The organism is Mycobacterium sp. DL440 (genome assembly GCF_011745145.1).
Lineage (GTDB): Bacteria > Actinomycetota > Actinomycetes > Mycobacteriales > Mycobacteriaceae > Mycobacterium.
Genome location: NZ_CP050191.1, coordinates 5,365,224 through 5,391,119, shown reverse-complemented (window position 1 = coordinate 5,391,119; position 25,896 = coordinate 5,365,224). Strand labels below are relative to the sequence as shown.

Sequence of the window (25,896 nt, the reverse complement as noted above, 5' to 3'; positions counted from 1 at the left end):
TGTAGGCAATTCCTTTCCTGACCCTGTTCCGGCCCGCCGTCCTACGTCTAGACTGCGGGAATGGATCCGAATCCTGACTACGACGTCAGCGACGAGAGCGACTTCTTCTTTCCGTGGCTGGCCTGGGGTCTGCGTGGCGTCTACCCGCCGCCGGCCTATCCCCCGGTGTAATCAGGACTGTTCGTCAGTTTTCGCAGTCCTCGCGCGCTGGTGATGCCGGCGCGCCTTCATGCGGTTTCCGCAGGTAGCCATCGAACACCACCGTTTTGTGTTCGGCTTCGTCCGATCTATCAGGAAGAGCTGACAATCCGGGTTTGCGCACGCACGTAGTCGCCCCGGACTCGCGACCCGCAGCGCATCCCATGCCAGGATGGCCCGCGGGGCGCCGCGCATCGCATCGTCGCCGACATCCAGTTCCCAGTTCACGCCGTTCTCCGTCACGCGCGCCCGGATTGCCGACGAGTTCGTACATGTTCCGCGACTCATCCCGCGGCTGGCCGGGCGCTACCACGTCATCGCGCCCGATCAACTGGGCTACGGGCACTCCGATGCGCCGGCGGTCACCGAGTTCGACTACACCTTCGACGCCCTGGCCGACCTCACCGACGGGCTGCTGAACCACCTCGGGGGTGTCCCGATACGCGATCTACGTCCAGGACTACGGCGCCAATGGCTACGACGAAGGTTTCGTCGAGAGCTTCTGGACCCGGGTATGGGCCTACCAGCGCGAGCAGACCCCCGAGACCGAGGCGGGAGTGCGGACCGCATTGAGCGTCGACGGCATCAAAGCCACCAATGCCCCGCTATACCCAGCACTGCACGAATACCTGCGCACCAGTAGGGTTCCCGTGCTGGCCGTGTGGGGCGAGGGTGATCCGATCTTCGGTCCCGACGGAGCCCGAGCCTTCGGCAAAGACGCAATCGACGCCGAGATTCACCTGCTCGACGGCGGACACTTCTACGCGGCGGCTAGTTTGACCGCCTCACTCACATCCGTCCGCAACTTGAGGTACTCCGGCGAGCGGCGCAGTTCGTGAGCGTCGACGCCGGCACGCGGCAGTTCCACCGGCAGGTCCAGGGCGATCTTCCCAGGCCGCCGCGTCAGCACCACGATCCGCGAACCCAGGAATGCGGCCTCGTCGGCACTGTGGGTCACGAAAACCGTTGTGCGACCGGACTCCGCGCTCACCTGGCGGACATCCTCCTGCAACCGCTCGCGGGTCAGCGCATCAAGGGCCGCGAACGGCTCGTCCAACAGGAACAGCGGAGTCTCGGCGGCCAGCGCCCGCGCGATCGCGACGCGCTGCTGCTGCCCGCCGCTGATCTCCCAGATCCTGCGTTTGGCAGTGCCTTCCAGCCCGACACGCTCGAGCAGTTCTTCTCGCCGCTCCGCCCGTCGCTCACGCGGCACGTTGGCGTACTTGAGCGCCAGGTCCACATTGCCGCCGACGGTACGCCACGGGAACAGCCTCGGCTGCTGGAACACCACGCCTGAGGTGACCCCGGGTGTCGGGCGGGAACCGGACACCTCGACCTCCCCCTCGGATGGGGTTTCGAACCCGGCGATCAGGCGCAGCAGTGTGCTCTTGCCGCACCCCGACGCGCCCACCAGGACCAGGAACGAGCCGGGTTCGACGTCGAGATCCACCGGGCCGAGCGCGGTCACCTCGTCCGAACCGCGCCCGTAGCGGTGCGCGACATTCTTGATCTTCAGAGCGCCGGAGGCGTCACTGCTGTCACTGATTGGCGATGACATCTGGCAACCCCTTCGTGTAGATGGCGCCCTTGAAAGCCTCAAGCGGCGCGGCCTCGGGGATCTGCTTCTGGTCCGCCAGGAACTGCGAGGCGCTCTGCAGGTTGGCGGCGATGTTGCCCGGTGCGCCGTCACTACCCAGCCACTCGGGCGAGGCCACCTCGGCCGGCGTCAGGTAGACACCCTGCTTGAGTTGTCCGGCAACATCTTCCGGGCTGAGCCCAACCTCGGCCGCGATCGCCTTGGCCGCGGCCTGCGGGTCGTTCTTGATGACGTTCAGCGCGCGGGCCTGCTGCTGGCGCCAGATATCGACGACCTCGGGATGCGCGGTGGAGAACTCGTCGGACACCGCGGCGAGGTCCAGCGTGGGTTTGCCGTCCTTTGCCAGCTGCCGGCTGGTGATCAGATCCTTGCCGGTTTTGCGGAGCTGGTCCAGCGTGGGCAACCAGCTGTAGGCCGCGGCGATGTCGCCGCGCTCCCAGGCCGCCAGAATGGCCTGCGGCTGCAGATCGATCAGCTGAACGTCTTTGGCCGACAAGCCGTTCTGCGCCAGTGCCGCCAACAGGCTGTAATGCGCGGTGGACGCGAAGGGCGTGGCGACGCGCTTGCCCCGAAGATCGGCGATCGAGTTCACGCCGGCGCCGTCACGAGCCACCAGGGCCTCATTGTCACCGGCGACGTCGAGTACGAACGCCACCTTGTACGGAATGTTCAGCGGAGCCGACAAACCGCGGGCCACCGGGCTCGAGCCCAGGGCACCGAAGTCGAGCTCCTTGGCGATGAACGCGGTGTTGACGTCGGCCCCGGAGTCGAACTTGGTCCACTTGATGTTGTAGTCGGGCAGCGCCTCTTCGAGCCACTTGTTGTTCTTGACGATCAGGTCCCCACTCGGAAAGGACTGGTAGCCAAGACGAATGGTGGGCTTCGATGAGTTCTCCCCGGAATGATCCACCGCGCAGCCGGCCAACGTGACCATGGAGAGCGCGGCAGCCGCCAGCAACGACTTGAATCTCATATCTTTCCTCTCCAAGGGACGGCCCGCCGTTCAGCAGCCCGCAGCACGCCGTCGATCACCAGACCCGAGATCCCGATGGCGAAGATCCCGACCAGCACGACCGGGGTGTTGTTGTAATTGCTTGCGTCCTTGACCAATCCGCCGATGCCGGGGATGCCGTTGAACAGTTCGGCGGCCACCACCGACGAGTAGGCCATGCCCACGGCCAGGCGGATCCCGGTGAAGGTCTCCGGCAGCGCCGAGGGCACCACCACGTCGCGGATGACCTGCGCCCGGCTTGCCCCCAGGGCCCGGGCCGCCTCCTGCAGACCGACGGGTGCGGCGACGACGGCCGCGGTGGTCGCCACTGCGGCCGGGGGCAGTGCGGCCAGCGCGAGCAGCGTGATCTTGGGCGCCTCGTCGATACCCAGCCAGATCACCAGCAGGAAGAAGTAGGCCAGCGGCGGCAGGGCGCGCAGGAAGGTCAGCCACGGCTCGAGCACGCTGCGCAGCCATCCGACCGAGCCCATCAGCAGGCCGAGCCCGACCCCGACGACCACGCCGATCACGACACCGGCCAGCACGCGGCGCAACGTCATGTAGAGGTGCTCGTAGAGCAGGTAGCCCGCGTAGCCGCGGGCCCCGTCATGGGTGGTCGAGACGTCGACGAAGGCACGCCAGACCGCCGACGGGTAGGGCACGAACGTCTGGTTCCAGATACCGGCCCAGGCGACGACTTGCCACACGACGAAGAACACCACGACCGACAGCAGTGGCAAGGCGGACCTGGTCACCCGCCTGCGCCAACGGTCGGGCGGCAGGGCAGGACGTGGCGGACCGGTTTCGGTCTCGCCGGAAACGATGTCGACGAACACAGACACTGTGGGCAGCTTTCTGTTGCTGAGGCAGGGGGCGGCGATTGGCTTCAGCGACGACAGCAGCCGGGCAGCGTTCGGTTCACCCGGGTATTGGTACCGATATCAGCCCGATGCGAGAAGGGCTGGAATCGCGGAGAGTTTATTGGCCGGTCAGGTTGCCGAGCGTGGCAGCGCCCGGATCGCGTAGCGGGCACTGAGCAGGACCAGCGTGGTGGTGACGACGAACAACGGCCAGCCCATCACCAGGCGCGCCACCGCGAGCAGCCCGTCCTGACCCGTGTCGTAGAGGTAGTTCTGCACCAGGAACCGCGACCAGGACACCGTCGCCAAGACGGCGGTGACGATGTTGAAGACGACCCGCACCCCGGGCACCCGGCGCCAGGAGCCGTCGCGGCCGGTGGCCCAGGCCCAGATGACCCCGACCAGCGGGCGTCTGACGAGGATCGAACCGGTCATCACGACGGCCGAGGCCAAGTACATCCAGATACCCGGGAGATAGAAGTCTTTGGCCTGCCCAGTCACCAGAGCCAGCAGCGCGCAGCCCGCCACCCCGACGAATCCCCACAGCGCGGGCCTGACCGATTCGCGGCGCAGCAGTTGCCAACCGAATACTGCGGCCGCTGTCGCCAAGGCGGAAATGATCGCAGGCATCCGCCCCGAGAGCGCCGAGACCGTCGCGTACACGGTCACCGGCAGCGCCGAATAGACCAGGCCGCTCACACCGCCGACGCGCGCCATCAGTCCGTCGAGTGGGGAATCCGTCATGAGAGTGTGGGCCTCGCGTTCAAGATCTGGCAGGTCCCCACCGAGAGTACCGAGCTCAGCAGACCAGGCCGGCCGGCTCCGTGCGCCTGGTCCCCAGCAGGGCCGGCAGCTTCACATATCCGTGCAGATTGACCAGCCCTCTCGGGCGGGGAGCCTCGGTCAGCCGCAGGTCGGGGTAGGCCTCGAACAGCGCACGTAGAGCGGTGGCGCCTTCGATACGGGCCAGTGCCGCGCCCAGGCAGACGTGGATGCCCGACGCGAAGGCCAGGTGGTCACGGGCGTTGGGGCGGGTGATGTCGAAGCGTGTCGGCTCGGCGAACATCCACGGATCCCGGTTGGCGCCACCCAGCAGAACCGCGACCATGGCTCCGGCCGGCAGCCGCTGCCCGGCCATCTCGACCTCGCACTGCGCGGTGCGCGCGGTCATCTGCACCGGGCTTTCGATGCGCAAAATCTCTTCGACCGCGGCGGGCCACAGGTCTGGGTTGTCGCGCAGCAGGGCGAGTTGATCGGGGTGCTGCTGCAGCAGCACGATCCCGTTGCCGATGAGGTTTACGGTGGTTTCGAAGCCGGCGCCGATGAGAAGCGCTGCGTTGGCGGCGAGTTCGTGGTCGCTCAGCGTGTGGTCGGCGGCCATCTTGGTGAACGGGTTGTCCTCTGCGGCTCCGGCGCGGACCTTGTCGAAGAGGTCGGCGAGGAATCCGTCGAGACCACGCATCCCGTCGATGCCACGCCGGTAGGTCCGCCACGGGATCCCGACATCGAGCAGCGGCGCCCCGTCGTGGCCCCACTCGAGCAGTTGCGCATGGGATTCGCCGGACAACCCGAGGATCTCGGCGATCATGGCGACCGGAAGGACGGCGGCGAAGTCCGCGATCAGGTCGGGGTGGGATGCGCCGGCGAGCCGGTCGATGAGTTCCGCGGTCACCTCGGCCACCCTGGCGTCGAGCTTGTCGATCGCGCGCGGGGTGAAACTCTGCGCCACCAGCTGCCGGTATTGCGTGTGCGCCGGCGGGTCGACGATGACCATCGCCGGCGGCTCCACCGGATTGGCCACTTTCGGATCGGTACGGTCCAGCAGCTTCTGAACCGGTTTCGGCATCCCCATCCCAGTCGGCGGGGTGACCCCGAACCGCTTGTCCCGCAGTATTTCCCGAGCGACCTCGTGGTCGACGGTGACCCAGACGAACGGAGTCTTCACCAGTGGGCCGCGTCGTCGGATCTGCTCCATCAGCGGATACGGGTCGATGCCCTTGCCGTGGCTGGAGATGAGCGCACCCATCGGATTACCCGTCCGGCCTTGAAACGACATGAACGCCTTCGGTACGGCATGCAGCGCCATCCAGCGTGTCCACAACTTGATGTCCATCTGCGCCCCTCGCTCGGACCGATCATTAGAATGAGACGTGTGAGACATTTAGACACTCATCGTCTCTATCGTCTCGATGGTTAGGCTACGACGACAGGCGCATGCAGGCAAGGGGTGGTTCGGTGACATCGACGCGAACAGCGGACTTCGTGCGGCGCCTCGCAGAACCGGACCCTGCTGTGCTGGCCCGCGTGCGCGAACCCGACCCGATCAGCAGCCGGATCCTGTCCGCGACGCTCGAACAGGCCGAACTCGTCGGCATCCGGCGTACCACGATGGAAGACGTCGCCCGCCGCAGCGGTGTTGGCCGCGCGACGCTCTACCGGCGGTTTCCCACCAAGGACGCCCTCATCGATGCCCTCGTGCTGTCCGAGGCGCGGCGCTACCTCGACGGCAGCGCCCAGGCCCGGGCGCACGCCGAAACCCTGGAAGACCGCCTCGTCTATGGCACCGTCTTCACAGTGACGTTCCTGCGGGACCACGCTCTGCTCAAAAAGCTGCTGCGCACCGAACCTGAGACGATCCTGCCCAGCCTCACCGTCGATGGCGGGGCCATCATCGATTTCGCGACGGAATACTCGGCCGCACAGTTGCGCACCGACCTCTACGGGACCGCCGACACCACCCCGGCCCAGGAGCGCCACATCCGTACCGTCGCCGAGCTGCACACCCGACTTACGTTGTCGTTCATCGTCTCTCCGCACACCGGCATCAAACTGACCAGCTTGGAAGACACTCGTGAGTACGTGCGCAGGTATCTGCTCCCGATGGTGGCCGCCTCGTGAGACAGGTGCAGGGGCGGGTCTGGCGCCACGGAAAGCCGGTTGACGGCTTCACGTTCGAAGGTATTTCGGACTGTCTGGCCGACGAGGACACCCTGGTGTGGGCCGACATCTACGACCCCGATCACGAGGCGCTCCGTGAGTTGGCCAAGGAACTCGGGCTCAACATCTGGGCGGTGGAGGACGCCGTCGCCCCCAAGGAACGCACCAAAACCTCGGTGTACCAATCCCATACGTTCTTCACGGTGTACGCCGTCGACACCCGGGTGCCCGACGAGGACGCCGCACCCGACACATCGCTGTTGGTGAAACACCGCATCTCGGCATTCGTCCTGCCGCGCGGCCTGATCACGGTCCGGATCCCCAATGCCAACGGTGCGGGCACCGAGTTCGACATCAGCGAGGTGTCACGACGCTTCGATGACCTCGGCGGCCAGCTGTACGGCGTCGGCGCCCTGGTGCACGGTCTACTCGACGTCGTGGTGGACGGGCACTTCGAAGCTGTCGAGGCACTCGACGACGCCATCGAGGGACTCGAAGACGAGTTGTTCGCCGACGGCGGTCCACAACGCGGCCTACAACGCCGCACCTTCCAGTTGCGCAAGGACCTGGTCGAGCTGCGCCGGGTGGTGTTGCCCATGCGGGAGGTGGTCAGCACCATCCAGCACCGCAGACTCGACTCGTCCACCTCGCCCGACCTCGACCCGCTTTACGCCGACCTGTACGACCACGTACTGCGGGCCTCGGAGTGGACCGAATCTCTGCGGGACATGGTCACCACGGTGTTCGAGACCAACCTGTCGTTGCAGGACGCGCGGCTCAACACAGTGATGAAGAAACTCAGCGGCTGGGCCGCCATCATCGCGGTGCCCACCGCCATCACCGGTTTCTACGGCCAGAACGTCGTCTACCCCGGGATCAACACCGTCGTCGGGTTCGTCGCCAGCACTGCTTTGATTGTTGTGCTCGTCATCCTGTTGTATGTGATGTTCAAACGTCGTGACTGGCTGTAGCAAAACTGCGCCAAGGCTCACATCCCCCAAAAGGGGCATGGGCGTTATCTGACCACAAATGCGACACTCTTCCAGGCTGAACGAAGAGGCCTGAACACACAGAACGGAGCGGATTCGATGCTCATCGGGATCCCGCGCGAGTCCCTACCTGGGGAAACGCGCGTCGCCGCCACACCGCAGACAGTCGGGCAGATCATCAAGCTCGGCTACGCGGTAGTCGTAGAAACCGGCGCCGGTGCTGCCTCGAGCTTCTCCGACGCCGCCTACGTAGAGGCCGGCGCCGACATCGGCGACGTGTGGGACGCGGACGTCATGCTGAAGGTCAATGCGCCTGATGATGCCGAGATCGGCAAGCTGCGCGACGGAGCGACCCTGGTGAGCTTGATCTCACCCGGGCTCAAGCCCGAGCTGGTCGAGAAGCTGTCCACCCGGCCGATCACCGTGCTGGCCATGGACGCGGTGCCGCGTATCTCGCGCGCTCAGTCACTGGACGTGCTGTCGTCGATGGCCAACATCGCCGGCTACCGGGCCGTGGTCGAGGCAGCCCACGCATTCGGCCGCTTCTTCACCGGTCAGGTGACCGCGGCGGGCAAGGTCCCACCGGCCAAGGTGCTCGTGGTGGGCGCCGGTGTGGCCGGTCTGGCCGCCATCGGCGCTGCCGGCAGCCTCGGCGCGATCGTGCGGGCCACCGATCCCCGGCCCGAGGTCGCCGATCAGGTCGCCTCACTGGGCGGCGAGTACCTGTCCGTCGCGAACGAGCAGGCCGAGGTGTCGGCCACCGGCTACGCCAAGGAGATGGACGACGACTACAAGGCCCGCGAGGCGGCCCTGTACGCCGAGCAGTGCAAGGACGTCGACATCATCGTCACGACCGCGCTGATCCCGGGGCGTCCGGCGCCGCGCATCATCACCGCCGAGATGGTGGCCTCGATGAAGTCGGGCAGCGTGATCGTGGACATGGCCGCGGCCAACGGCGGCAACGTCGAGGGCACGGTCAAGGACCAGGCGATCGTCACCGACAACGGCGTGACGATCATCGGCTACACCGACCTGGCCGGCCGCCTGCCCGCCCAGGCCTCCCAGCTGTACGGCACCAACCTGGTCAACCTGCTCAAGCTGCTGACCCCGGAGAAGGACGGCAAGGTCGTTCTCGACTGGGACGACGTCGTGCAGCGCTCGATGACCGTCGTGCGCGACGGCGAGACCACCTGGCCCCCGCCGCCGGTACAGGTCTCGGCCGCGCCGGCCGCGCAGCCCGCCGCCGCCCCGGTCGTCAAGCCGGAGAAGCAGCCCATGTCGACCGGGCGTCGGCTCGGGGTCACCTTCGCCGCCGCGGCCGCTGTGTTCGCCTTGATCGCGATCTCGCCGGCAGCGCTACAGGTCCATCTGACCGTGTTCGCACTGGCGATCGTGATCGGCTACTACGTGATCGGCAATGTGCACCACGCGCTGCACACCCCGCTGATGTCGGTGACCAACGCGATCTCGGGAATCATCGTGGTGGGTGCTCTTCTGCAGATCGGTCAGGGCGACGTCGCGATCACCTCGTTGGCCTTCGTAGCCATCCTGCTGGCCAGTATCAACGTCTTCGGCGGCTTCGCGGTGACGCGTCGCATGCTCGCGATGTTCTCCCGCAGCTGACGCTCCCTACCCATAGAGATTTTGGAACGGACTCCATGTTCACCCTAGAAAACGTTGCCTCGGCCGCCTACGTCGTCGCGGCCCTGCTGTTCATCCTCGCGCTGGCCGGCCTCTCCAAGCACGAGACATCAAGGGCCGGAAATACCTTCGGCATGGTCGGCATGACGGTCGCCCTGATCGCCACCATCGCGCTGGCCGTCGACCGCAAGATCGAGCCGCTGGGCCTGGCCCTGCTGATCGGCGCCATGATCGTCGGCGCCGCGATCGGCCTGTGGCGCGCCAAGGTCGTCGAGATGACCGGCATGCCCGAGCTGATCGCGCTGCTGCACAGCTTCGTCGGTCTGGCCGCGGTGCTGGTCGGCTGGAACGGTTACCTGCATGTCGAGAACAATCTCGGCGGCGGGGAAGCTGTGAAGCTCGTCGGCGAGAAGATGCTCGGCATCCACTCGGCCGAGGTGTTCATCGGCGTCTTCATCGGTGCGGTCACCTTCACCGGTTCGATCGTGGCCAACCTCAAGCTGTCGGCCCGCATCAAGTCCGCACCGCTGATGCTGCCCGGCAAGAACTTCCTCAACATCGGTGCGCTGGTGGCGTTCTGCGCCCTGACCGTCTGGTTCGTCATCGAGCCGCACCTGTGGCTGCTCATCGTGGTCACCGTGCTCGCGCTGCTGCTGGGCTGGCACCTGGTCGCCTCGATCGGAGGCGGCGACATGCCTGTCGTGGTGTCGATGCTCAACAGCTACTCGGGTTGGGCCGCCGCCGCATCCGGCTTCCTGCTCGGTAACGACCTGCTGATCATCACCGGCGCACTCGTCGGCTCCTCCGGTGCGTACCTGTCCTACATCATGTGCAAGGCCATGAACCGGTCGTTCATCTCGGTGATCGCCGGCGGTTTCGGAATCGAAGCCGGACCGGCCGAGGACAAGGACTACGGCGAGCACCGCGAGATCAACGCCGAAGGCGCGGCCGAACTGCTCAGCCACGCCGACTCGGTGATCATCACCCCCGGCTACGGGATGGCCGTGGCGCAGGCCCAGTACGGTGTGGCCGACCTGACCCGCAAGCTGCGTGAGCGCGGCGTCAACGTCCGGTTCGGTATCCACCCCGTCGCGGGACGCCTGCCCGGCCACATGAACGTGCTTTTGGCCGAGGCCAAGGTGCCCTACGACATCGTGCTCGAGATGGACGAGATCAATGATGACTTCGACGGCACCTCCGTCGTACTCGTGATCGGCGCCAACGACACCGTGAACCCGGCCGCCGCCGAGGATCCGACCAGCCCGATCGCCGGCATGCCGGTGCTCACGGTGTGGAACGCCGACCACGTCATCGTGTTCAAGCGCTCCATGGCCTCGGGCTACGCCGGTGTGCAGAACCCGCTGTTCTTCCGCGAGAACACGCAGATGCTGTTCGGCGACGCCCGCGACCGCGTCAACGACATCCTGGCGGCGCTGCCCGCCGCGGAGCGCGTCTAGATTCCTCTGCCGGATTTCTCCGGCGAGCAGACACAAAACTGCCCCTTTTCGCGCGAAAAGGGGCAGTTTTGTGTCTGTTCACGGTCAGATGGTCTATCGCCCGGCGCCCGACCCGAAGCCTAATTTCGAGCACGACGTGAGTGCACTCAACCAGGAGCAATGTATGAAAATAGTTGTCCCGCAGTGGATGCAACCGATGTACGACGCCCACCATTTCTCGCCCGCGGTGATCGACGGCGAGCACCTGCGTTGCTCCGGAATGATGGGCATCCGGCCGGACATGACGCTGCCGGAGGAACCGCGGGCACAGTTCACGCTGGCCTTCGAGAACCTTCGCGGGCTACTCGCAGAGGCGGGGCTGACGTTTGCCGATGTCACCGACATCACGAGTTATCACGTCGACCTACAGCGACATATCCAGCTTTTTGGCGCAGTCAAGGACGAATTCGTGCCCGCCCCGTACCCGGCCTGGACCGCGGTCGGCGTGACCGAGCTGGTCCTGGGCGCATTGGCCGAGATCCAGATCATCGCCCGGATCCCTTGAACGCCAACCGCTCCGACTAACGCACCGTGAGGTGAGCGGGTCGGAGCGGTAGGCGTACACAGCGCATTGAGGGATTACATGTTTTCCCGATCCTCGTCGATCTTGTTCTGGTCGATGACGTTCTGAACATCACCGTCGAGGTCAGAGGTGATGTGGCCGGTTATCGTGCGCTGCAGCTTGTTGATGTTGGCGTCCGCCTTGAGGTATCCGGTGTGCTCGCCTGTCACGGTGATATCGGCGAGGTAATGGATGGATGACTGGCTGGCCGTGGTGCCGGTCGATTCGGTGCCGTTGAGGATCATTCCCTGCTCGTTGACGTAATCGGTGTAGGTGACAGTGCGAACCGTGTGGCCGGCGGCGTCGGTGACTTCACTGACCACGGCAGTACCTCCCTGTGCACCGGCATAGGTTCCGGTCGGCGGCAACGGCGCCGCGCTGGGAACGTAGGTCTTGAGCTCCGGCGCCCAGGCTGGATCCGGGGTCACCCGATCGCCTTCTACCGGCCCGACACTGGTCGTGTATTTCAGATTGGCGATGACCAGCCGGGATTCACCGGTCGGACTGGCCTCCCAGAACGTGACCGCGTCGCCGGTGTTGTTCCAGCTCGCCATGCTGCGGGCGGTGTAGCCGTCGCCGTCGACGAACGCCGGCATACCGTTCTCGCCCTTGAGATCATCCTCGACGGCGAGGATCCACTCCTGGTTCGAAATATTCTGGCCATCCGAGGTTCCGGCATAGGCCTGATACACCGCTCCCTGGATGTCCGCCGGTAGGAACGCCGGTCGCACAATCCGCGACATCGGCGTCAGCGCGTCGTATCCGCGGGTGCTGCCGATTGCGATCCACTTTTCGTTGGGGGACAGGTCTGTGTCCTCGTCGTAGTCGAGGTTGCCGGTCAGGCGAGTCACCTCTCCCGTCTCCAGGTCGACGACGATGTCGTCGACATTGCCCGCCTCATATCGCCCACCGAGGATGATCACGCCCTTGCCGTCCGGGGTCCACTGCTTTCCCTCACCGACGGGGTAAACCACTCGGGCATCGGCGATCTCATAGCCGGCGTCCGTCCGCTCCAGCCGGCCCACCACCGGTACCGCGGTGATGAGACCTTGTGGGCTCATCTGGATCTGGCTGAACAACACGTGTGTCCCGTCGGGCGAGATTCGCATCTCACGCTGAGGATCGAGGACGCGTGCCCCCGCCGGTGGGGTGATGACAGGGACCAGCTGCTTGCCGTCAGCTGTCTCTTCGTACACGACGTAGGAGTTCGGGCTCGTCGTGACCTGGATCATGAGCCGCCCCGAACCATCCTGGAAGGGAACGACTCTCGAGAGCCCGGCGGTGACTTCGGTGGACACACCGCAGGTGATGCACTCGACGTCTGAGCCGCCGACGCTGATCCGATAGATCTCCTGACGGCCGCCTTCCGCCGGTGTCGCCCCAAAGTAGACGGACTGACCGTCTTCGGAGAACCGCGGGGTGTTCGGGTTCTTGATGCCATCAGGGAGGTCCAGGATCACCCGCTCGATCGTCGGGCTGAGCACCGTGAGGTCGACGTCATTCTGAGCGGTGCGCGGTTTGAACAGGGCCAACAGGTTGATCCTGTTCCCGTCGGTGACCGACACGGTGAACGAGTCCGTCTGCGCCACATCGTAGTTGATGTCGTCCGGGGTGTAGGTGAACTCACCCGTCTCCTGATCGATCGTCAAGGTGCCGTGCTCGGGCGCCTTCGTGACCGTGTACGTCAACGCGTCACCCTCGGCATCGGTGACGCCGATGTTGCCCGTTACGGTCTGCCCCGTCTGCACCGTGGTGGTCGGGTTGCTGACCACCGGCGCCTGGTTGAACAGATTGCGCCTGACCCACCCCAACACCGCCCATGCCATCGGGGTAAACGGCTCGGGAGAATCCGGAGACGGCGCGAGGAACGGATTGAGCAGATTGGTGACAATCCCGTTGAGCACCCCAGCCGGATCATCCGTGGGATCGGCGACCGGATTCTTCGGAGCGACCACGGCCGCAGTGGCAATCTGCGCATTGCGTGCAGTCGACACGGCAAGCGCCTTGGTCTCATTCGCGGCGGCAGCCACATGTGACGCACTGAGCCTCTCGCTGAGTTGCTCCGTCATCTTCTCGGTGATCGTGCCGGTGACCTGCTCCACCCGCTCGAAAGACCGCTTGACCGTGTCATTGAGGTTCACCGGGTTCAGTGGCGCCGGGGACTGCGCGGTATCCGAGGTGCGCGGCGACGCGACAGCCGGCGCGGGCAGCTCCGGCAACGACAGCCCCGGCGCGCCCTTGCCGTCGGTCAGCTCCAGCACTGTCGACCGAACCTTGTCAGGTATCGACGACAGAGCCTTCGAGGGCGCGTCAATCACCTCGGCGATCACCGTCTGCTTGCCTGGTTCCTTCTGTGCCCCGGCGCTTTCGGCATCGGAAGAGGGATCAGCATCGTTCGCCCGTGCGCCGCCACTGCTGCTGACCGTCACACCTGGCGCCAGCTCCTTGGTCAACGACGTCTTGCCGGCCCGCTTCGGCTTGGCGACCTTCTTGGCCCAGCCTTTGCCGAACGGGGATCCGCCTTTCGCCCCGTCGTCGGAGCCGGTGCCCGCCGTTGGCTTCACCTGAGCGCCAGTGGAACCCTCACCCGCTGACGTCGAGTTCGTTGAACTGGACGTAGCGGAATCCGCCGAGGACGTACCGGTGGTGTCGGCCGCGGCGACGCCATAGCCGCTGGCTACCGCAGCAACCAGCCATCCCGCCACCACGACGCCGCTGTACGCGCCGATCTTCGCGGTAGTTTGAGTTGTTGTCCGAGACACGGTCGCCCGTGCCGGCGCACTCGACGAGGACGAGGCGAACAGGGGGTTGATGAGGGGATTACTAGCGGTCATGGCGTGGCTCCGATGCCCTAGGTACCTATTTAATTTGTGTGACGAACTTAATAGCAGCATACTGTTGAGCCCGTCAAGGAGGTTCTGCTGAAACGGTCAGAATCGACACGTCAGGAGGCGCAGGTGCTGCACCTGCTGCACCGCCAACGGGTCGTTCACCTGTTGCGGACCGAGGGTCCGTTGGCCCGGGCCGACCTGGCTGATCGGCTCGGTCTGAGCCGACCGTCGATCACGGCCATCGTGAGTGAACTGATCGATGACGGGACCTTGATCGAACTGGACTCGCGCGTCGAGGGTCCTGGCTACCGTGGCCGCCCTCGCAAACTTCTCGGCTGCAACCCGCAGGCACGGCGGGTCCTCGGCATCTGGATCGACGAACGTCGCGCGCGCATCGCCGTCGCTGACGCAACGGGCAACATCTCCCGAGAAGACGAGACACTCACCGCCGGACGAACGTCGGCAGCCGTGATCAAGTCGATCATCCGGATAGCCAAAAAACTGATCGACGAACCCGCGGGCGGTTCGGTGGCTGCCGCGGGCATCTGTTTACCGGGATTCATCGACAGTGCAACGGGATTCGTGATCGAGTCGAAAGTGCTCGGCTGGTCTGACGTGGACCTCGGCAAGTCGGTATCCCGTGCGCTCGGAATACCGACCGCCGTGCAGGACACGACGCAGGCCATGACGCTTGCCGAAACGATCGCAGGCAAGGCCAGGGAGGTCCGCTCGGCACTGGTGCTCAATTGCGGAGGTCACCTCGACGCAGGCCTGATTATCGGCGGACGACCGTATGCGGGCGCAACCGGAGTTGCCGGCGCAATAGGGCACGTACCCATCGCCGGCAGCAACGCGAAGTGCACATGCGGGCAAGTCGGGTGCGTCAACGCCACAATGTCGCTGCACGCCATGCAACCGGTCGCCCCGCACACCGAAGGTGTGCCGTTGAGGGACATCGACCTCAAGGCAGTGGCGCAGGAAACGAGTCGAAACCCGGTCGCCCAGAAGATCATCAGCGACGTGATCGACCGGATCGCGCACACGGCAATCCTCATCGAAGCGCTCCTCGATCCGGAGATCCTGATCCTCTCCGGGCTCATCACTGAGTTCGAGGAACTCACCGTCGCCCTCGAAGCGCGTATCGACGAGATCAGACCACCCGAGAGGCGTGGCCGCACCACCACCGTGCGCTCACAGATCGGTCGCGACTACCGGGTGGCGGTCATCGTCGCCCTGCAGCAACTCGATCCCGACATCGCCGGATTGTTGCGCACCCAGAGTTCGTAGCGCGCCAGCGATCACCTTTCCTGCCCAGCAGACACAGACTCGCACTTTTCGGGCGGGAACTACGCGAACCTACGTCTGCTCGCCGAGAAACTAGGATGTGCAACTATGCCGGTTGATCGCCTCCTGCCCTCTGACGACGCTCGTGACCTCATCGCGCTGACCCGCGATGTCGCCGACAAGGTCCTCGACCCGATCGTCGACGAGTACGAGCGCGACGAGAAGTACCCCGAAGGCGTCATGGCCCAACTTGGCGCGGCCGGGCTACTGAGCCTGCCCCAGCCCGAGGAGTGGGGCGGCGGCGGTCAGCCCTACGAGGTCTACCTGCAGGTACTCGAGGAGATCGCCGCTCGGTGGGCGGCCATCGGCGTCGCGGTCAGCGTGCACAGCCTCTCGTCGCACCCGCTGCTCGCCTACGGCACCGAGGAGCAGAAGAAGCGTTGGCTGCCCGGCATGCTCTCGGGTGACCAGATCGGTGCCTACAGCCTGTCGGAACCCCAGGCCGGCTCGGATGCCGCGGCACTGAACTGCAAGGCGACCCGCGACGGCGACAGCTACGTCCTCAACGGGTCCAAGGCGTGGATCACGCACGGCGGTAAGGCCGACTTCTATACCTTGTTCGGCCGCACCGGCGAGGGCTCCAAGGGCATCTCGTGCTTTTTGGTCCCCGCCGATCTCGAGGGCTTGAGCTTCGGGAAACCCGAGGAGAAGATGGGTCTGCACGCGGTCCCGACCACCTCGGCGTTCTACGACAACGCTCGCCTGCCCGCCGATCGGCTGATCGGCACCGAAGGGCAGGGCCTGTCGATCGCGTTCTCCGCGTTGGACTCCGGCCGGCTCGGAATCGCCGCGGTCGCGGTCGGCATCGCGCAGGCCGCCCTGGACGAAGCGGTCCGGTACGCCAATGAGCGAACCACGTTCGGCCGCAAGATCATCGACCATCAAGGCCTCGGCTTCCTGCTGGCCGACATGGCCGCAGCGGTGGTCAGCGCACGCGCCACCTATCTGGATGCCGCGCGCCGTCGCGATCTCGGACTGCCCTACTCGACGCAGGCCAGCGTCGCGAAACTGATCTCCACCGACGCCGCCATGAAGGTCACCACCGATGCCGTGCAGGTGTTCGGCGGTGTCGGCTACACCCGCGACTTCCGGGTCGAGCGGTACATGCGCGAGGCCAAGATCACCCAGATCTTCGAGGGCACTAATCAGATTCAGCGCCTGGTCATCTCGCGGGGACTGGGGTCCTGACGAACGGCGCCACAGCGGCCAGGAACCGATCCGGCTGTTCGACCATCGGCGTGTGCCCGGACCCTTTGATCACCACGGGGGCCAACCCGGCCGCGGTGTAACGCGCGACATTCGGCGCGGTCGGGGTCAGCGCATCCTCGTCACCCCACAGCACGAGCACCGGCTTGTGCAGTGCGGCAAGCGTTTCCACGGTCGGATGTGGGCCCTCGGTGGAGTCGCACAAGCCGGTGTAGGTGAGCCGCTCCAACGAGCGGTGCGCGTAGTCGGGCACGGTGTAGTCCGCGGCGAACCCGGTCTGCAGTGAATCCTCGCTGATCGCGTCGACGCCCCGGAAGAGGTCCAGCGCCGGTCCGATCACCGGCCAGCACACCATCTTTCCGAGCAGCGGCATGCTGACCAGATCATCGGCGCCGGGGGTATCCGAGACGACGAGCCGCTCCACCAGGTCCGGATACTGCCGGGCCAGTTCGGCCGAGACCGCTCCGCCCATCGAGTGCCCGATCAGTACCGCGCGCCGCACACCGAGTTGCACCAGCGCGGCATGTACCGCCGTGGCCTGCGCATCCGAGCGGTACGCGGCGGTGTCATCGGGCGCCTCCGAGCCGCCGTGGCCGACCAGATCGATCGCGATCACCCGCTGATCGCGGGCCAGCTGCGGGGCCACCCGTTCCCACCACTCGATCGAGGACGAGTAGCCGTGCAGCAACACCACCGCTCGCTCCCCCGGCGGCCCGTACTCCCGCACGTTGAGGTCGGGACCGTCCAGGTCAAGCACGTGCCCGCCTGCGAACGGCTCGGCCTGGCGATGCTCCTTGGCCACCACCAGTTCGTTCAGCAGCAACGCCAACACTGCCAACACCAGCACGCCCACGGCCATGCGCAATTTCACCTGGTGCACGCTAATGCCGAGACATCGGTGTTGACCAGCAATTTTCCCCGGTGGTCGGAGTCCCAGCGAACGGCCCCATAATGACAGTGCCATGAACACACCTGTCCACGCCGCCAACGCCCCCCGGCACCGGATGCCGCGTCGGGGCGTGCGCGCGGCCCGACGCGCCGCAGTCGGCCTGGTTGCGGCGTCGGTGCTGGCCGGTACCGGTGCGGGCTGGGTGACTTACCACGGCGCCCTGGACGGCATCACCACCTCCAATGCACTCGATGGTGGTCCGGTCTCCTCGGGTGACACCGAGAACATCCTGATCATGGGGTTGGACAGCCGGCTCGATCAGCACGGCAACCCGCTGCCCGAGGATGTGTACCAGGCCCTGCACGCCGGTGACGAGACTGTCGGCGGCTACAACGCCAATGTGCTGATCGTGGTGCACCTGCCCGGTGACGGCGGCCCGGCCACCGCGTTCTCCATTCCCCGCGACGACTATGTGGACCTGGCCGGGTGCGACATCTCTCCGTGCAAGGGCAAGGTCAAACAGGCTTACGGTTGGGCCTATCAGCGCGAGATGGAATCGCTGGAGGCCGACTCCGAAAATCCGTCGGCGAATGAGCAGCAGGCCCGGGAGGCGGGCCGCAAGGCAGAGATCGCCACGGTCCGAAACCTGCTCGGCATTCCGATCGACCATTTCGTCGAGGTCACTCTCGGCGCATTCTTCGAAATCGCCAAGGCCGTGGCACCGATCACGGTCTGCCTCAATGCCGACACCGCAGACCCCTACTCCGGGGCGGACTTTCACCAGGGTGTCCAGGAAATCGACGCGGCCCAGGCGATGGCCTTCGTGCGTCAGCGTCGCGACGTCAACGACGAGAACTTCACCGACCTCGACCGCACCCGCCGTCAACAGGCGTTCATCGCCGCATTGGTATCGGCGCTGGGCAAGAGTGGAACGCTGAACAGCCCGACCGGATTGCGCAGCCTGCTGGGCGTGGTCAAGCAGAACGTCGCGCTCGATGCGGGATTCGACCTGCCCAGTTTTGCCCGACGTGCCTCCGCGCTGACCGACAAACCCCCGACGCTCTACACCCTGCCGATCAAGGAGTTCAGCCAGAACTCCTCCGGCGAGGACATCAACATCGTGGATGTACCGACGATCCGCAAGATCGTGCACGACCTCGTCTCCAAGGACGACGCGACGTCGTCATCGGCCCCCTCCAGCAAGGCTCAGACGCTCAATGGTCACGGTGCGGTGCTCGACGTGATCAACGCGTCCACCTACAGCGGACTGGCCGCCCAACTCGAAACCACCTTCGGCGCACATGGATTCACTGAGGGACAGATCGGCGACGGCGAATCGCTGGCTGCCACCACCACGATCGACTACGGGACCGGCGCCGAAGCCGCCGCCCAGTCGCTGGCCGATGATCTCGGCGTGATCGCGAACCCGTCGTCGGAGGTGGTGCCCGGCACGGTGCAGTTGACGGTGGGCACCGATTTCCCCGGCGACGATTACCTGTCCGGATCCAGCGATACGACATCGTCGTCGGGGTCCGAGTCGGAATCCGGGTCGGATTCCACCTGGGACTCGAGCGGCGAGACGACGGAGGAGACCACGCCCAGCACCCCGGTGACGACGGTGGCGGCCACCGCGACCGGCACCTACACCCCGGCGCCCACCGACCTGAGCCAGATGAAGGTCTCCGGCATTCCCTGCGTGAAATAGTCGCAGCTACAGCGTGACCCGGACCTGGGTGCCGAACCCGGCCGCCGAGCTGATCGCCATCGACCCGCCCATGGCGTCGATACGCACCTGCAGCGAGGCCAGCCCGATGTGCCCCTCGGCGACGGACTGGGCCAATATCGACGGGTCGAACCCCTTACCGTTGTCGGCCACGGTCAGCACGACGCGCTCCCCCGACCGGTAGAGGCCAACGGAAATCGTGGTTGCCCCGGCATGTTTGTTGATGTTGGCCAGCAGTTCGCGAGCGGCGCGGTACAGCAGCGCCTGCCCAACGGGGCGCCCGACGTCCTCCAGGTCCGCCCGCACCGCGATATCCGGCCGAGTCTCGTACTGCCGCAACAGTTCCCGTACCGCGGGGGTGAGCCCCAGCTGCGCCAGCACCTGCGGGTGCAGCGCGGTAACCGTGGTGCGCAGTCCGACCGCGGTCTCCTGCAGCGCGGCGTGCACCCGGTCCAGGCCGGGATCCGGGATGCGTTCGCGGATCTCGTCGAGATCCAGGCGCGCGGCCAGCAGGGTCTGAAGCGGCCCGTCGTGAAGGTGTTCGGCCAGTTCGGCATTGCGCAGGTCGTCGGCCCGGGTGGATTCCGATACCAACTGGCGACGCACCTCCATCAACGTCCGCACCCGTGCCGAGCGGCGTGCCAGCACAAACGACAGGGCAGCCGACGCGACCGCCAGCCACGCCAGAAAGCCGACGTGCATGTAGACGATGTTGGGCAGACCCACGTTGTCGTCGCGTTTGGAATACAGGATCCACACCGCCAGGTACCCGAGTGCGGTGCCGGCTCCCAGCAGCGCGGTCAGCCACGGACGGTCTTGGAACGCAACGGAGATGGGCAACAGGAAGAACACCGGTAGCAGCGCCGCGGTGGCCCCGCCCGACACCGCGCACAGGGCGACCAGCACCAGCACATCGACTGCGGTGGAGGCCCACTCGGCCCACGGCGGCATGGGCCCACGGAACACCACCACCAACCACAGCACCGCGACGGCGGCGTACACGCTCAGGATCACCGCGTACAGGACGGGCAACCAGTGGTCGACGTCCCACACCGAGACCAGCACCACGATCAGGCCGATCAGTGGCAGCCGCAGCAGCGCCGAGACCCGGACCGGTTGGGTGGTGAAAAATTCGACGACGCGCCCGCCTGCCATGTCAGTCCAACAGCCGGCGGCGCATCGCCTCCGCGACCGCCGCGCCCCGGTCGCTCACGCCCAGCTTCTCGTAGAGGCGTTGCACGTGGGTCTTCACGGTCGACGGGGCCAGGTACAGCTCCTTGGCCATCGCCGGGATGGAAAGGCCCTTGGCAATCAGGTCGAGCACCTCGCGTTCGCGCGGGCTGAGCACGGGGACGTCGGGTTCGTTGCGACGACGGATCTCGCCGGCCAGCCCGGCCGCCAGGTTCGGGTCGAGCACGTCGCGGCCCTTGGCACACGACAGCACGGCGTTCACCAGCTCACTGCGGGTGGACTCCTTGGACAGGAACCCGGCCGCGCCCTGCTGCAGCGCGGTGTACACGATCGCCGACTCGTCGTGCGCTGAGACCAGCAACACCCGGGTGGGCAACTCGTCACGGCTGACCGCCGCGGCCACCTGGGCCCCGTCGAGTTGTGGCATCCGGTAATCGAGAAGGGCGACCTGTGGCTGGTGGGTCCTGATCAATTCCAGTGCGTCGGCACCGTTGTCGGCCTCGGCCACCACGTCGATCTCGCCACTGGAGGTCAAGGCGCGCACCACACCCTCGCGGAACATCGGGTGGTCATCACCCACGACCACCCGCACCTTTTCGGCCATGCGCCACAGCATGGCACAGCGCGGGTCGGTGATCAGCGCGTTTAGAGTCGGCGGTATGCATCTGGACGAGCTGCAGTGGTTCGTGGTGCTCGCCGAAACCGAGCACGTCACCGACGCCGCAGCCGAACTCGGCATCAGCCAGCCCACCCTGTCGCGCGCACTGGCCCGGCTCGAGGAGCAAGTGGGGGTTCCGCTGTTCGATCGGGTGAACCGGCGGCTTCGGCTCAACGCCTACGGACACATCCTGTTGGAGCACGCCCGCCGCAGCATCGCCGAAATCCGCACGGCCAGCGAGCGAATCGCCGAGTTGCGTGATCCCGATACCGGAACGGTGCGGCTGGCCTTCCTGCACTCGCAGGCCGGTTGGTACGTGCCGGATCTGTTGCGCCGGTTCCGGACCGAGGCTCCGCTGGTGCGCTTCGAGCTGTTCCAGGGCGCGGCCCACGAGATCGTCGAACGCCTGGCCGGCGGCGAGGCCGACCTGGCGATCACCTCGCCGCGGCCAGACGGATACCGCTGGCGCGGGCTGTACATGGAACGGTTGTGCCTGGCGGTGCCGCGCGAGCACCGTTTCGCCCGCCGTTCCAGGATCCGGCTGGCCGACGCCGGAGCCGAGCCCTTCGTTGCTCTGGCACCTGGCTTCGGGTTGCGCCAGCTCACCGACGAACTGTGCGCCGAGGCCGGTATCTCACCACCGGTGGTGTTCGAGGCCATGGAGATCCCGACCATGGAAGGGCTGGTGGCCGCGGGTTTCGGGGTCGCGGTCGTCCCGGTGCCCCGGCCCGAACGCGCTGAACCCGGGGCCGCGTACGTGCCGCTGTCGGAGAGTTCGGCCAAACGTCAGATCGGGCTGACGTGGAACGCCGACCGCCCGCTGCCTCCCGCCGCGGCGCGTCTGGCGGAATTCATCATGCATAATGTTCATGACTTTGACTGAAATCATGCATTGGACACATCTTTGCCGGCGTCCTACCGTCGTCTGAGTGTCCACCTCCCTGACCTCCGTTGAATGGCAGGGGCATCCCCGTGGCTCGACCGAGTACCGACGGTTGCTGGCCGCGTTGTTCTGCGCCGGCGTCGCGACCTTCGCGCAGTTGTACTCCCCCCAGGCCGTTCTCCCGCTGATCGCCCAGGACCTGGGCACCGGAGCCGCTCATGCCGCACTGACGATCTCTGCGGCCACCGTCGGCCTGGCGCTGGGCGTCATCCCGTGGTCCGCACTGGCCGACCGCATCGGCCGAGTCCAGGCCATGACGATATCCATCACCGCGGCAACGATTCTCGGCTTGATCGTGCCCCTGGCACCGGGCACGGCCCTACTTCTGTCCGGCCGGCTCCTCGAAGGGCTGATGCTGGGCGGGGTGCCCGCAGTGGCCATCGCGTATCTCACCGAGGAGATCGACGCCGGGCACGCCGCCCGCGCGGCAGGCACCTACGTCGCCGGCACCACCATCGGCGGGCTGGCCGGGCGCCTCGTGACCGGACCGATCGCCGAGTTCGCCGGCTGGCGCGTCGGCGTGCTCGTGGTCGCGGTGTTGTGCGGTCTGTCGGCGTTCGCATTCGTCAAACTCGCCCCGCCGGCCCGGGGCTTCACCCCGTCCGGCAGCCGTGGCCTGGGCCGTCGACTGGCCGAGAACCTGCGCTCACCTCGTCAACTGGTGCTCTACAGCCAGGGCTTCCTGCTGATGGGCGGCTTCGTGGCGATGTACAACTTCCTCGGATTCCGGTTGATGGCCGCCCCGTTCAACCTGCCGCAAACCGTGGTCAGCCTGGTGTTCCTGGCGTACCTGGCCGGCACCTGGGCCTCGGCACGGGCCGGCGCCGAGGCGAGCCGGTTCGGCCGCAAGAGCGTGCTGCTCGGCTCGATCGCCACGATGATCGCCGGCGTCGCGATCACCCTGGCCGGCAATGTCTTCGTGGTGCTGATCGGGCTGGTGATCGCCACCGCCGGGTTCTTCGGTGCGCATGCCATCGCCTCGGGCTGGGTCGGCGCCGCCGCAGGTGACGGCAAGGCCCAGGCGTCCTCGCTGTACAACCTCTTCTACTACGCGGGATCCAGCGTCATCGGCTGGGTCGGCGGGCTGGCGTTCGACGCCGCGGGGTGGCCCGCCGTGGCCGGCACCGTGATCGGTCTGGCCGTACTGGCCGGGGTGTTGGCCTTGACGCTCGCCACGCGTGAGTACCACCGCGGCGAGCCGCGCAACTACCAGAGTTCGATGTCCCGGCCGTACTCCGCTTGCGGACGCGGACCAAAGTAGCGCCGCTGCGACTCCTCGATCGCGACATCGTTGATACTGGCCTCCCGCCGGGCCATCAGACCCTCGGGTGTGAACTGCCACAACTCATTTCCGTAGCTTCGGTACCACTGGCCCTGTGCGTCATGCCACTCGTACTGGAACCGCACTGCGATCCGGTCCTCGCTGAAAGACCAGAGCCCCTTCCGTAATACATAGTCCAATTCGCGCTCCCATTTCGCGGTCAGGAACTCCACGATCTGCTCGCGTCCGACGATGTGCAGGTCACGATTACGCCACTGCGAATCGGGCGTGTACGCCAGGCTGACCTTCTCCGGGTTACGCGTGTTCCACGCGTCCTCGGCGGCTTGGACCTTCTGCAGGGCTGTTTCGAGAGTGAAGGGCGGGAACGGCGGGCGACTGTCGGTCATACCACCTTTCTACCTGTCTAACCATGTGGCTATCGTGGCTCGCATGGACTTCGCGATGTCGGCCAAAGCGGCTGATTACCACTCCCGGTTGACCGACTTCATGACCGAACATGTGCTGCCGGCCGAGGCCGCCTACCACGCCTACCGGGACGAGAAAGGGCCGAAGGACCACACGGTGCCCCCGGTGGTCGAGGAGCTCAAGGTCAAGGCGAAGGCCGCGGGCCTGTGGAACCTCTTCCTGCCCTCGGAGTCCGGCCTGACCAATCTGGAGTACGCGCCGCTGGCCGAACTGTCGGGGTGGAGCCTGGAGATCGCCCCTGAGTCTCTCAACTGTGCGGCGCCGGACACCGGGAACATGGAGACCCTGCACCTGTTCGCCGACGAGGCGCAGCGCAAGCAGTGGCTGGAGCCGCTGCTGGCCGGCAAGATCCGTAGTGCCTTCGCGATGACCGAGCCGGCGGTGGCGTCCAGCGATGCCCGCAACATCGAGACGACGATGCTGCGCGACGGGGCGGACTATGTGATCAACGGGCGTAAGTGGTGGATCACCGGGGCGGCCGATCCGCGCTGCAAGATCCTGATCGTGATGGGCCGCACCAACCCGGACGCGGCGTCACATCAGCAGCAGTCGATGATCCTGGTGCCGGTGGACACCCCCGGGGTGGATATTCAGCGGTCGCTGCCGGTGTTCGGTTGGCAAGATCAGCACGGGCACTGCGAGATCGTGTTCGACAATGTCCGGGTGCCGGCGGAGAACCTGCTTCACGAGGAGGGCAGCGGGTTCGCGATCGCCCAGGCCCGGTTGGGGCCGGGCCGTATCCACCACTGCATGCGGGCGCTCGGTGCGGCCGAGCGGGCGTTGGCGCTGATGGTCGACCGGGTGCAGACGCGCGTCGCCTTCGGTAAGCCGCTGGCCGAGCAGGGTGTGGTACGTGAGTCGATTGCCAAGTCCCGCAACGAGATCGATCAGGCCCGGCTGCTGTGCGAGAAGGCGGCGTGGATGATCGACCAGGAGGGCAACAAGGCCGCCCACGTGCTGGTGTCCCAGATCAAGTCGGTGGCCCCGCAGATCGCCTGCAATGTCATCGACCGAGCCATCCAGGTTCATGGCGCGGCCGGGGTCAGCGACGATGTGCCGCTGGCGCGGCTCTACAGCTGGCACCGCGCGATGCGATTGTTCGACGGGCCCGACGAGGTGCACATGCGCACCATCGCGCGTGCCGAACTGGGCCGGGAGAAATCCGCGCTGGCTTCGGCGGCGAGCCGCCAATCGGGCACGGCGGCGGTGACAGCGAAATGACCAGCAACGGCACCGACCTGGGCGAACTGTCGGGGGCATGGAACTTTCGGGACGTCGCCGAGATCGCCGGAATCCGACCGGGCCTGCTGTACCGCTCCAGTGAGTTGAGCCGGCTCACCGATGACGGCCGCGTGGCGTTTCGCGGGCTCGGCATCACCGACGTCGCCGACCTGCGCTCACATCAGGAGGTCGCGCGGCGCGGGCCGGGACAGGTCCCCGACGGCGTCGTGGTGCATATGCTGCCGTTCCACCCGGACGACGACTCCAATCAGGATGCGCCACACGAGTCGACGTTTCAGCGGGTGATGTCCGAGTCACCCGATGGCGAGGACGTCTCCGCCTCGGCGCGCCGCTACATGACCGAGGTCTACGAGGAGTTCCCCGGCCTGCCCGGCGCGCATACCGCGGTACGGCAGGTGATTTCGCTGCTCGGGGCGAATCGCCCGGTGATCGCGCACTGCTTCGCAGGCAAGGACCGAACCGGGTTCACCGTGGCGACGGTGCTCACCGCTGTCGGCGTGAACCGTGACGCGGTGATCACCGATTTCCTGCGCAGCAACGACGCGACCTTCGCCCTGCGGGAACGCATCATGGAATCGGTGCGCGCCCGCGCGGATTCGGCCGAGGCCATCACCTTTGCCGAGGCCCGGTTGTCCGACGATGTGCTGGGCGTGCGTGAGGAGTACCTCGACGCGGCGTGGCGGAAGCTCGACGCGGCCTACGGGTCGGTGCAAGGTTTTCTCGAGGCGTCGGGGGTGTCCGCTGAGGAACTCGCCGCGCTGCGGGCCAGCCTGGTTGGCTAGCGGCCGGTCGGTGATCAGGAGTCACAGGAGTCGCGGCGCTGGGACACGCGTCGAAATCTGTGACAGCTG

The 25,896-nt window shown here is 66.2% G+C and carries 24 protein-coding genes and 1 pseudogene; 14 read left to right on the top strand and 11 right to left on the bottom strand.

What is annotated here, in order from left to right; genetic code table 11:
• Window positions 1-60: 60 nt before the first annotated feature.
• On the top strand, window positions 61-171 hold the full coding sequence (locus tag HBE63_RS26305) for a hypothetical protein (protein WP_088305440.1): 111 nt from the start codon (window positions 61-63) through the stop codon (window positions 169-171).
• Here HBE63_RS26305 and HBE63_RS26300 read toward each other — a convergent pair whose 3' ends face one another.
• The gene (locus tag HBE63_RS26300) at window positions 172-393 is read right to left on the bottom strand and encodes a CGNR zinc finger domain-containing protein (RefSeq protein WP_371814821.1); all 222 of its coding nucleotides are present in this window, start codon (window positions 391-393) and stop codon (window positions 172-174) included.
• Between HBE63_RS26300 and HBE63_RS26295 the strand changes: the two are divergent.
• Window positions 363-1,037: pseudogene (locus tag HBE63_RS26295) on the top strand (alpha/beta fold hydrolase). The gene HBE63_RS26300 and the pseudogene HBE63_RS26295 overlap by 31 nt on opposite strands.
• On the opposite strand, the gene HBE63_RS26290 reads toward HBE63_RS26295, so the two are convergent.
• The 5 genes from HBE63_RS26290 to HBE63_RS26270 form a co-directional block, all read right to left on the bottom strand.
• Window positions 959-1,756, bottom strand: coding sequence for an ABC transporter ATP-binding protein (locus HBE63_RS26290; protein WP_166907591.1), 798 nt, complete (start codon window positions 1,754-1,756; stop codon window positions 959-961). The pseudogene HBE63_RS26295 and the gene HBE63_RS26290 sit on opposite strands and share 79 nt — an antisense overlap.
• On the bottom strand, window positions 1,737-2,768 hold the full coding sequence (locus HBE63_RS26285) for a glycine betaine ABC transporter substrate-binding protein (protein WP_166907589.1): 1,032 nt from the start codon (window positions 2,766-2,768) through the stop codon (window positions 1,737-1,739). Before HBE63_RS26285 ends, HBE63_RS26290 begins: the two co-directional genes overlap by 20 nt.
• Window positions 2,765-3,628: an ABC transporter permease gene (locus HBE63_RS26280; RefSeq protein ID WP_166907587.1), complete on the bottom strand. Its 864-nt coding sequence runs from the start codon at window positions 3,626-3,628 to the stop codon at window positions 2,765-2,767. The genes HBE63_RS26285 and HBE63_RS26280 overlap by 4 nt, the downstream gene beginning before the upstream one ends.
• A 147-nt stretch (window positions 3,629-3,775) precedes the next feature.
• Window positions 3,776-4,390: a DUF3159 domain-containing protein gene (locus HBE63_RS26275; protein WP_166907585.1), complete on the bottom strand. Its 615-nt coding sequence runs from the start codon at window positions 4,388-4,390 to the stop codon at window positions 3,776-3,778.
• Window positions 4,391-4,445: 55 nt separating this feature from the next.
• Window positions 4,446-5,759 carry a cytochrome P450 gene (locus HBE63_RS26270; RefSeq protein WP_166907583.1) on the bottom strand — a complete coding sequence of 438 codons (1,314 nt, stop codon included), beginning with the start codon at window positions 5,757-5,759 and terminating at the stop codon, window positions 4,446-4,448.
• 122 nt (window positions 5,760-5,881) lie between these two features.
• Here HBE63_RS26270 and HBE63_RS26265 point away from each other — a divergent pair, with 122 nt between their 5' ends.
• The 5 genes from HBE63_RS26265 (at window position 5,882) to HBE63_RS26245 (ending at window position 11,214) form a co-directional block, all read left to right on the top strand.
• Window positions 5,882-6,544, top strand: a complete 663-nt coding sequence (locus tag HBE63_RS26265) for a TetR/AcrR family transcriptional regulator (protein ID WP_166907581.1) — start codon at window positions 5,882-5,884, stop codon at window positions 6,542-6,544.
• On the top strand, window positions 6,541-7,554 hold the full coding sequence (locus HBE63_RS26260) for a magnesium transporter CorA family protein (RefSeq protein ID WP_166907579.1): 1,014 nt from the start codon (window positions 6,541-6,543) through the stop codon (window positions 7,552-7,554). Before HBE63_RS26265 ends, HBE63_RS26260 begins: the two co-directional genes overlap by 4 nt.
• Window positions 7,555-7,671: 117 nt before the next feature.
• A complete protein-coding gene (locus HBE63_RS26255; protein ID WP_166907577.1) occupies window positions 7,672-9,195 on the top strand; it encodes a Re/Si-specific NAD(P)(+) transhydrogenase subunit alpha in 1,524 nt (507 codons plus the stop codon).
• A 35-nt stretch (window positions 9,196-9,230) separates the two neighbouring features.
• Window positions 9,231-10,670 (top strand): Re/Si-specific NAD(P)(+) transhydrogenase subunit beta, encoded by a 1,440-nt coding sequence (gene pntB / locus HBE63_RS26250; protein WP_166907575.1) that lies wholly within the window; start codon window positions 9,231-9,233, stop codon window positions 10,668-10,670.
• A 163-nt stretch (window positions 10,671-10,833) separates the two neighbouring features.
• On the top strand, window positions 10,834-11,214 hold the full coding sequence (locus tag HBE63_RS26245; RefSeq protein WP_166907573.1) for a RidA family protein: 381 nt from the start codon (window positions 10,834-10,836) through the stop codon (window positions 11,212-11,214).
• Window positions 11,215-11,288: 74 nt separating this feature from the next.
• Here HBE63_RS26245 and HBE63_RS26240 read toward each other — a convergent pair whose 3' ends face one another.
• Window positions 11,289-14,105 (bottom strand): Ig-like domain-containing protein, encoded by a 2,817-nt coding sequence (locus HBE63_RS26240; RefSeq protein ID WP_166907571.1) that lies wholly within the window; start codon window positions 14,103-14,105, stop codon window positions 11,289-11,291.
• Between the two features lie 123 nt (window positions 14,106-14,228).
• Here HBE63_RS26240 and HBE63_RS26235 point away from each other — a divergent pair, with 123 nt between their 5' ends.
• On the top strand, window positions 14,229-15,389 hold the full coding sequence (locus HBE63_RS26235; protein ID WP_166907569.1) for an ROK family transcriptional regulator: 1,161 nt from the start codon (window positions 14,229-14,231) through the stop codon (window positions 15,387-15,389).
• 105 nt (window positions 15,390-15,494) lie between these two features.
• Complete coding sequence (locus HBE63_RS26230) at window positions 15,495-16,634, top strand: acyl-CoA dehydrogenase family protein (protein ID WP_166907567.1); 1,140 nt, start codon at window positions 15,495-15,497, stop codon at window positions 16,632-16,634.
• Here HBE63_RS26230 and HBE63_RS26225 read toward each other — a convergent pair.
• Window positions 16,609-17,523: an alpha/beta fold hydrolase gene (locus HBE63_RS26225; RefSeq protein ID WP_166907565.1), complete on the bottom strand. Its 915-nt coding sequence runs from the start codon at window positions 17,521-17,523 to the stop codon at window positions 16,609-16,611. The genes HBE63_RS26230 and HBE63_RS26225 overlap by 26 nt on opposite strands.
• 91 nt (window positions 17,524-17,614) lie before the next feature.
• On the opposite strand from HBE63_RS26225, the gene HBE63_RS26220 reads away from it, so the two are divergent.
• Window positions 17,615-19,246, top strand: coding sequence for an LCP family protein (locus tag HBE63_RS26220; RefSeq protein ID WP_166907563.1), 1,632 nt, complete (start codon window positions 17,615-17,617; stop codon window positions 19,244-19,246).
• Between the two features lie 6 nt (window positions 19,247-19,252).
• Here the strand turns inward: HBE63_RS26220 and HBE63_RS26215 are convergent, their stop codons facing one another.
• Together HBE63_RS26215 and HBE63_RS26210 are read right to left on the bottom strand one after the other, a co-directional pair.
• Window positions 19,253-20,419: a sensor histidine kinase gene (locus HBE63_RS26215; RefSeq protein ID WP_166907561.1), complete on the bottom strand. Its 1,167-nt coding sequence runs from the start codon at window positions 20,417-20,419 to the stop codon at window positions 19,253-19,255.
• Window position 20,420: 1 nt separating this feature from the next.
• The gene (locus tag HBE63_RS26210; protein WP_166907559.1) at window positions 20,421-21,071 is read right to left on the bottom strand and encodes a response regulator transcription factor; all 651 of its coding nucleotides are present in this window, start codon (window positions 21,069-21,071) and stop codon (window positions 20,421-20,423) included.
• A gap of 43 nt (window positions 21,072-21,114) precedes the next feature.
• On the opposite strand from HBE63_RS26210, the gene HBE63_RS26205 reads away from it, so the two are divergent.
• Both HBE63_RS26205 and HBE63_RS26200 read left to right on the top strand, forming a co-directional pair.
• A complete protein-coding gene (locus HBE63_RS26205; protein WP_166907557.1) occupies window positions 21,115-21,996 on the top strand; it encodes a LysR family transcriptional regulator in 882 nt (293 codons plus the stop codon).
• Between the two features lie 46 nt (window positions 21,997-22,042).
• Window positions 22,043-23,317 (top strand): MFS transporter, encoded by a 1,275-nt coding sequence (locus tag HBE63_RS26200; RefSeq protein ID WP_243858297.1) that lies wholly within the window; start codon window positions 22,043-22,045, stop codon window positions 23,315-23,317.
• On the opposite strand, the gene HBE63_RS26195 is transcribed toward HBE63_RS26200, so the two are convergent.
• The gene (locus tag HBE63_RS26195) at window positions 23,263-23,724 is read right to left on the bottom strand and encodes a nuclear transport factor 2 family protein (protein WP_166907555.1); all 462 of its coding nucleotides are present in this window, start codon (window positions 23,722-23,724) and stop codon (window positions 23,263-23,265) included. The genes HBE63_RS26200 and HBE63_RS26195 overlap by 55 nt on opposite strands.
• Window positions 23,725-23,779: 55 nt before the next feature.
• Between HBE63_RS26195 and HBE63_RS26190 the strand changes: the two genes are divergently transcribed.
• Complete coding sequence (locus HBE63_RS26190) at window positions 23,780-25,024, top strand: acyl-CoA dehydrogenase family protein (protein WP_166910221.1); 1,245 nt, start codon at window positions 23,780-23,782, stop codon at window positions 25,022-25,024.
• Complete coding sequence (locus tag HBE63_RS26185; RefSeq protein ID WP_166907553.1) at window positions 25,021-25,827, top strand: tyrosine-protein phosphatase; 807 nt, start codon at window positions 25,021-25,023, stop codon at window positions 25,825-25,827. Before HBE63_RS26190 ends, HBE63_RS26185 begins: the two co-directional genes overlap by 4 nt.
• Window positions 25,828-25,896: the final 69 nt, after the last annotated feature.

Bases quoted from the DNA above. Each gene is read 5' to 3' on its own strand.
- HBE63_RS26215 (WP_166907561.1), bottom strand. From the start codon at position 20,419: ATGGCAGGCGGGCGCGTCGTCGAATTTTTCACCACCCAACCGGTCCGG.
- HBE63_RS26300 (WP_371814821.1), bottom strand. From the start codon at position 393: ATGCGCGGCGCCCCGCGGGCCATCCTGGCATGGGATGCGCTGCGGGTC.
- HBE63_RS26205 (WP_166907557.1), top strand. From the start codon at position 21,115: ATGCATCTGGACGAGCTGCAGTGGTTCGTGGTGCTCGCCGAAACCGAG.
- HBE63_RS26230 (WP_166907567.1), top strand. From the start codon at position 15,495: ATGCCGGTTGATCGCCTCCTGCCCTCTGACGACGCTCGTGACCTCATC.
- HBE63_RS26220 (WP_166907563.1), top strand. From the start codon at position 17,615: ATGAACACACCTGTCCACGCCGCCAACGCCCCCCGGCACCGGATGCCG.
- HBE63_RS26290 (WP_166907591.1), bottom strand. From the start codon at position 1,756: ATGTCATCGCCAATCAGTGACAGCAGTGACGCCTCCGGCGCTCTGAAG.
- HBE63_RS26185 (WP_166907553.1), top strand. From the start codon at position 25,021: ATGACCAGCAACGGCACCGACCTGGGCGAACTGTCGGGGGCATGGAAC.
- HBE63_RS26195 (WP_166907555.1), bottom strand. From the start codon at position 23,724: ATGACCGACAGTCGCCCGCCGTTCCCGCCCTTCACTCTCGAAACAGCC.
- HBE63_RS26305 (WP_088305440.1), top strand. From the start codon at position 61: ATGGATCCGAATCCTGACTACGACGTCAGCGACGAGAGCGACTTCTTC.
- HBE63_RS26270 (WP_166907583.1), bottom strand. From the start codon at position 5,759: ATGGACATCAAGTTGTGGACACGCTGGATGGCGCTGCATGCCGTACCG.
- HBE63_RS26245 (WP_166907573.1), top strand. From the start codon at position 10,834: ATGAAAATAGTTGTCCCGCAGTGGATGCAACCGATGTACGACGCCCAC.
- pntB (WP_166907575.1), top strand. From the start codon at position 9,231: ATGTTCACCCTAGAAAACGTTGCCTCGGCCGCCTACGTCGTCGCGGCC.
- HBE63_RS26255 (WP_166907577.1), top strand. From the start codon at position 7,672: ATGCTCATCGGGATCCCGCGCGAGTCCCTACCTGGGGAAACGCGCGTC.
- HBE63_RS26190 (WP_166910221.1), top strand. From the start codon at position 23,780: ATGTCGGCCAAAGCGGCTGATTACCACTCCCGGTTGACCGACTTCATG.
- HBE63_RS26210 (WP_166907559.1), bottom strand. From the start codon at position 21,071: ATGCTGTGGCGCATGGCCGAAAAGGTGCGGGTGGTCGTGGGTGATGAC.
- HBE63_RS26275 (WP_166907585.1), bottom strand. From the start codon at position 4,390: ATGACGGATTCCCCACTCGACGGACTGATGGCGCGCGTCGGCGGTGTG.
- HBE63_RS26240 (WP_166907571.1), bottom strand. From the start codon at position 14,105: ATGACCGCTAGTAATCCCCTCATCAACCCCCTGTTCGCCTCGTCCTCG.
- HBE63_RS26285 (WP_166907589.1), bottom strand. From the start codon at position 2,768: ATGAGATTCAAGTCGTTGCTGGCGGCTGCCGCGCTCTCCATGGTCACG.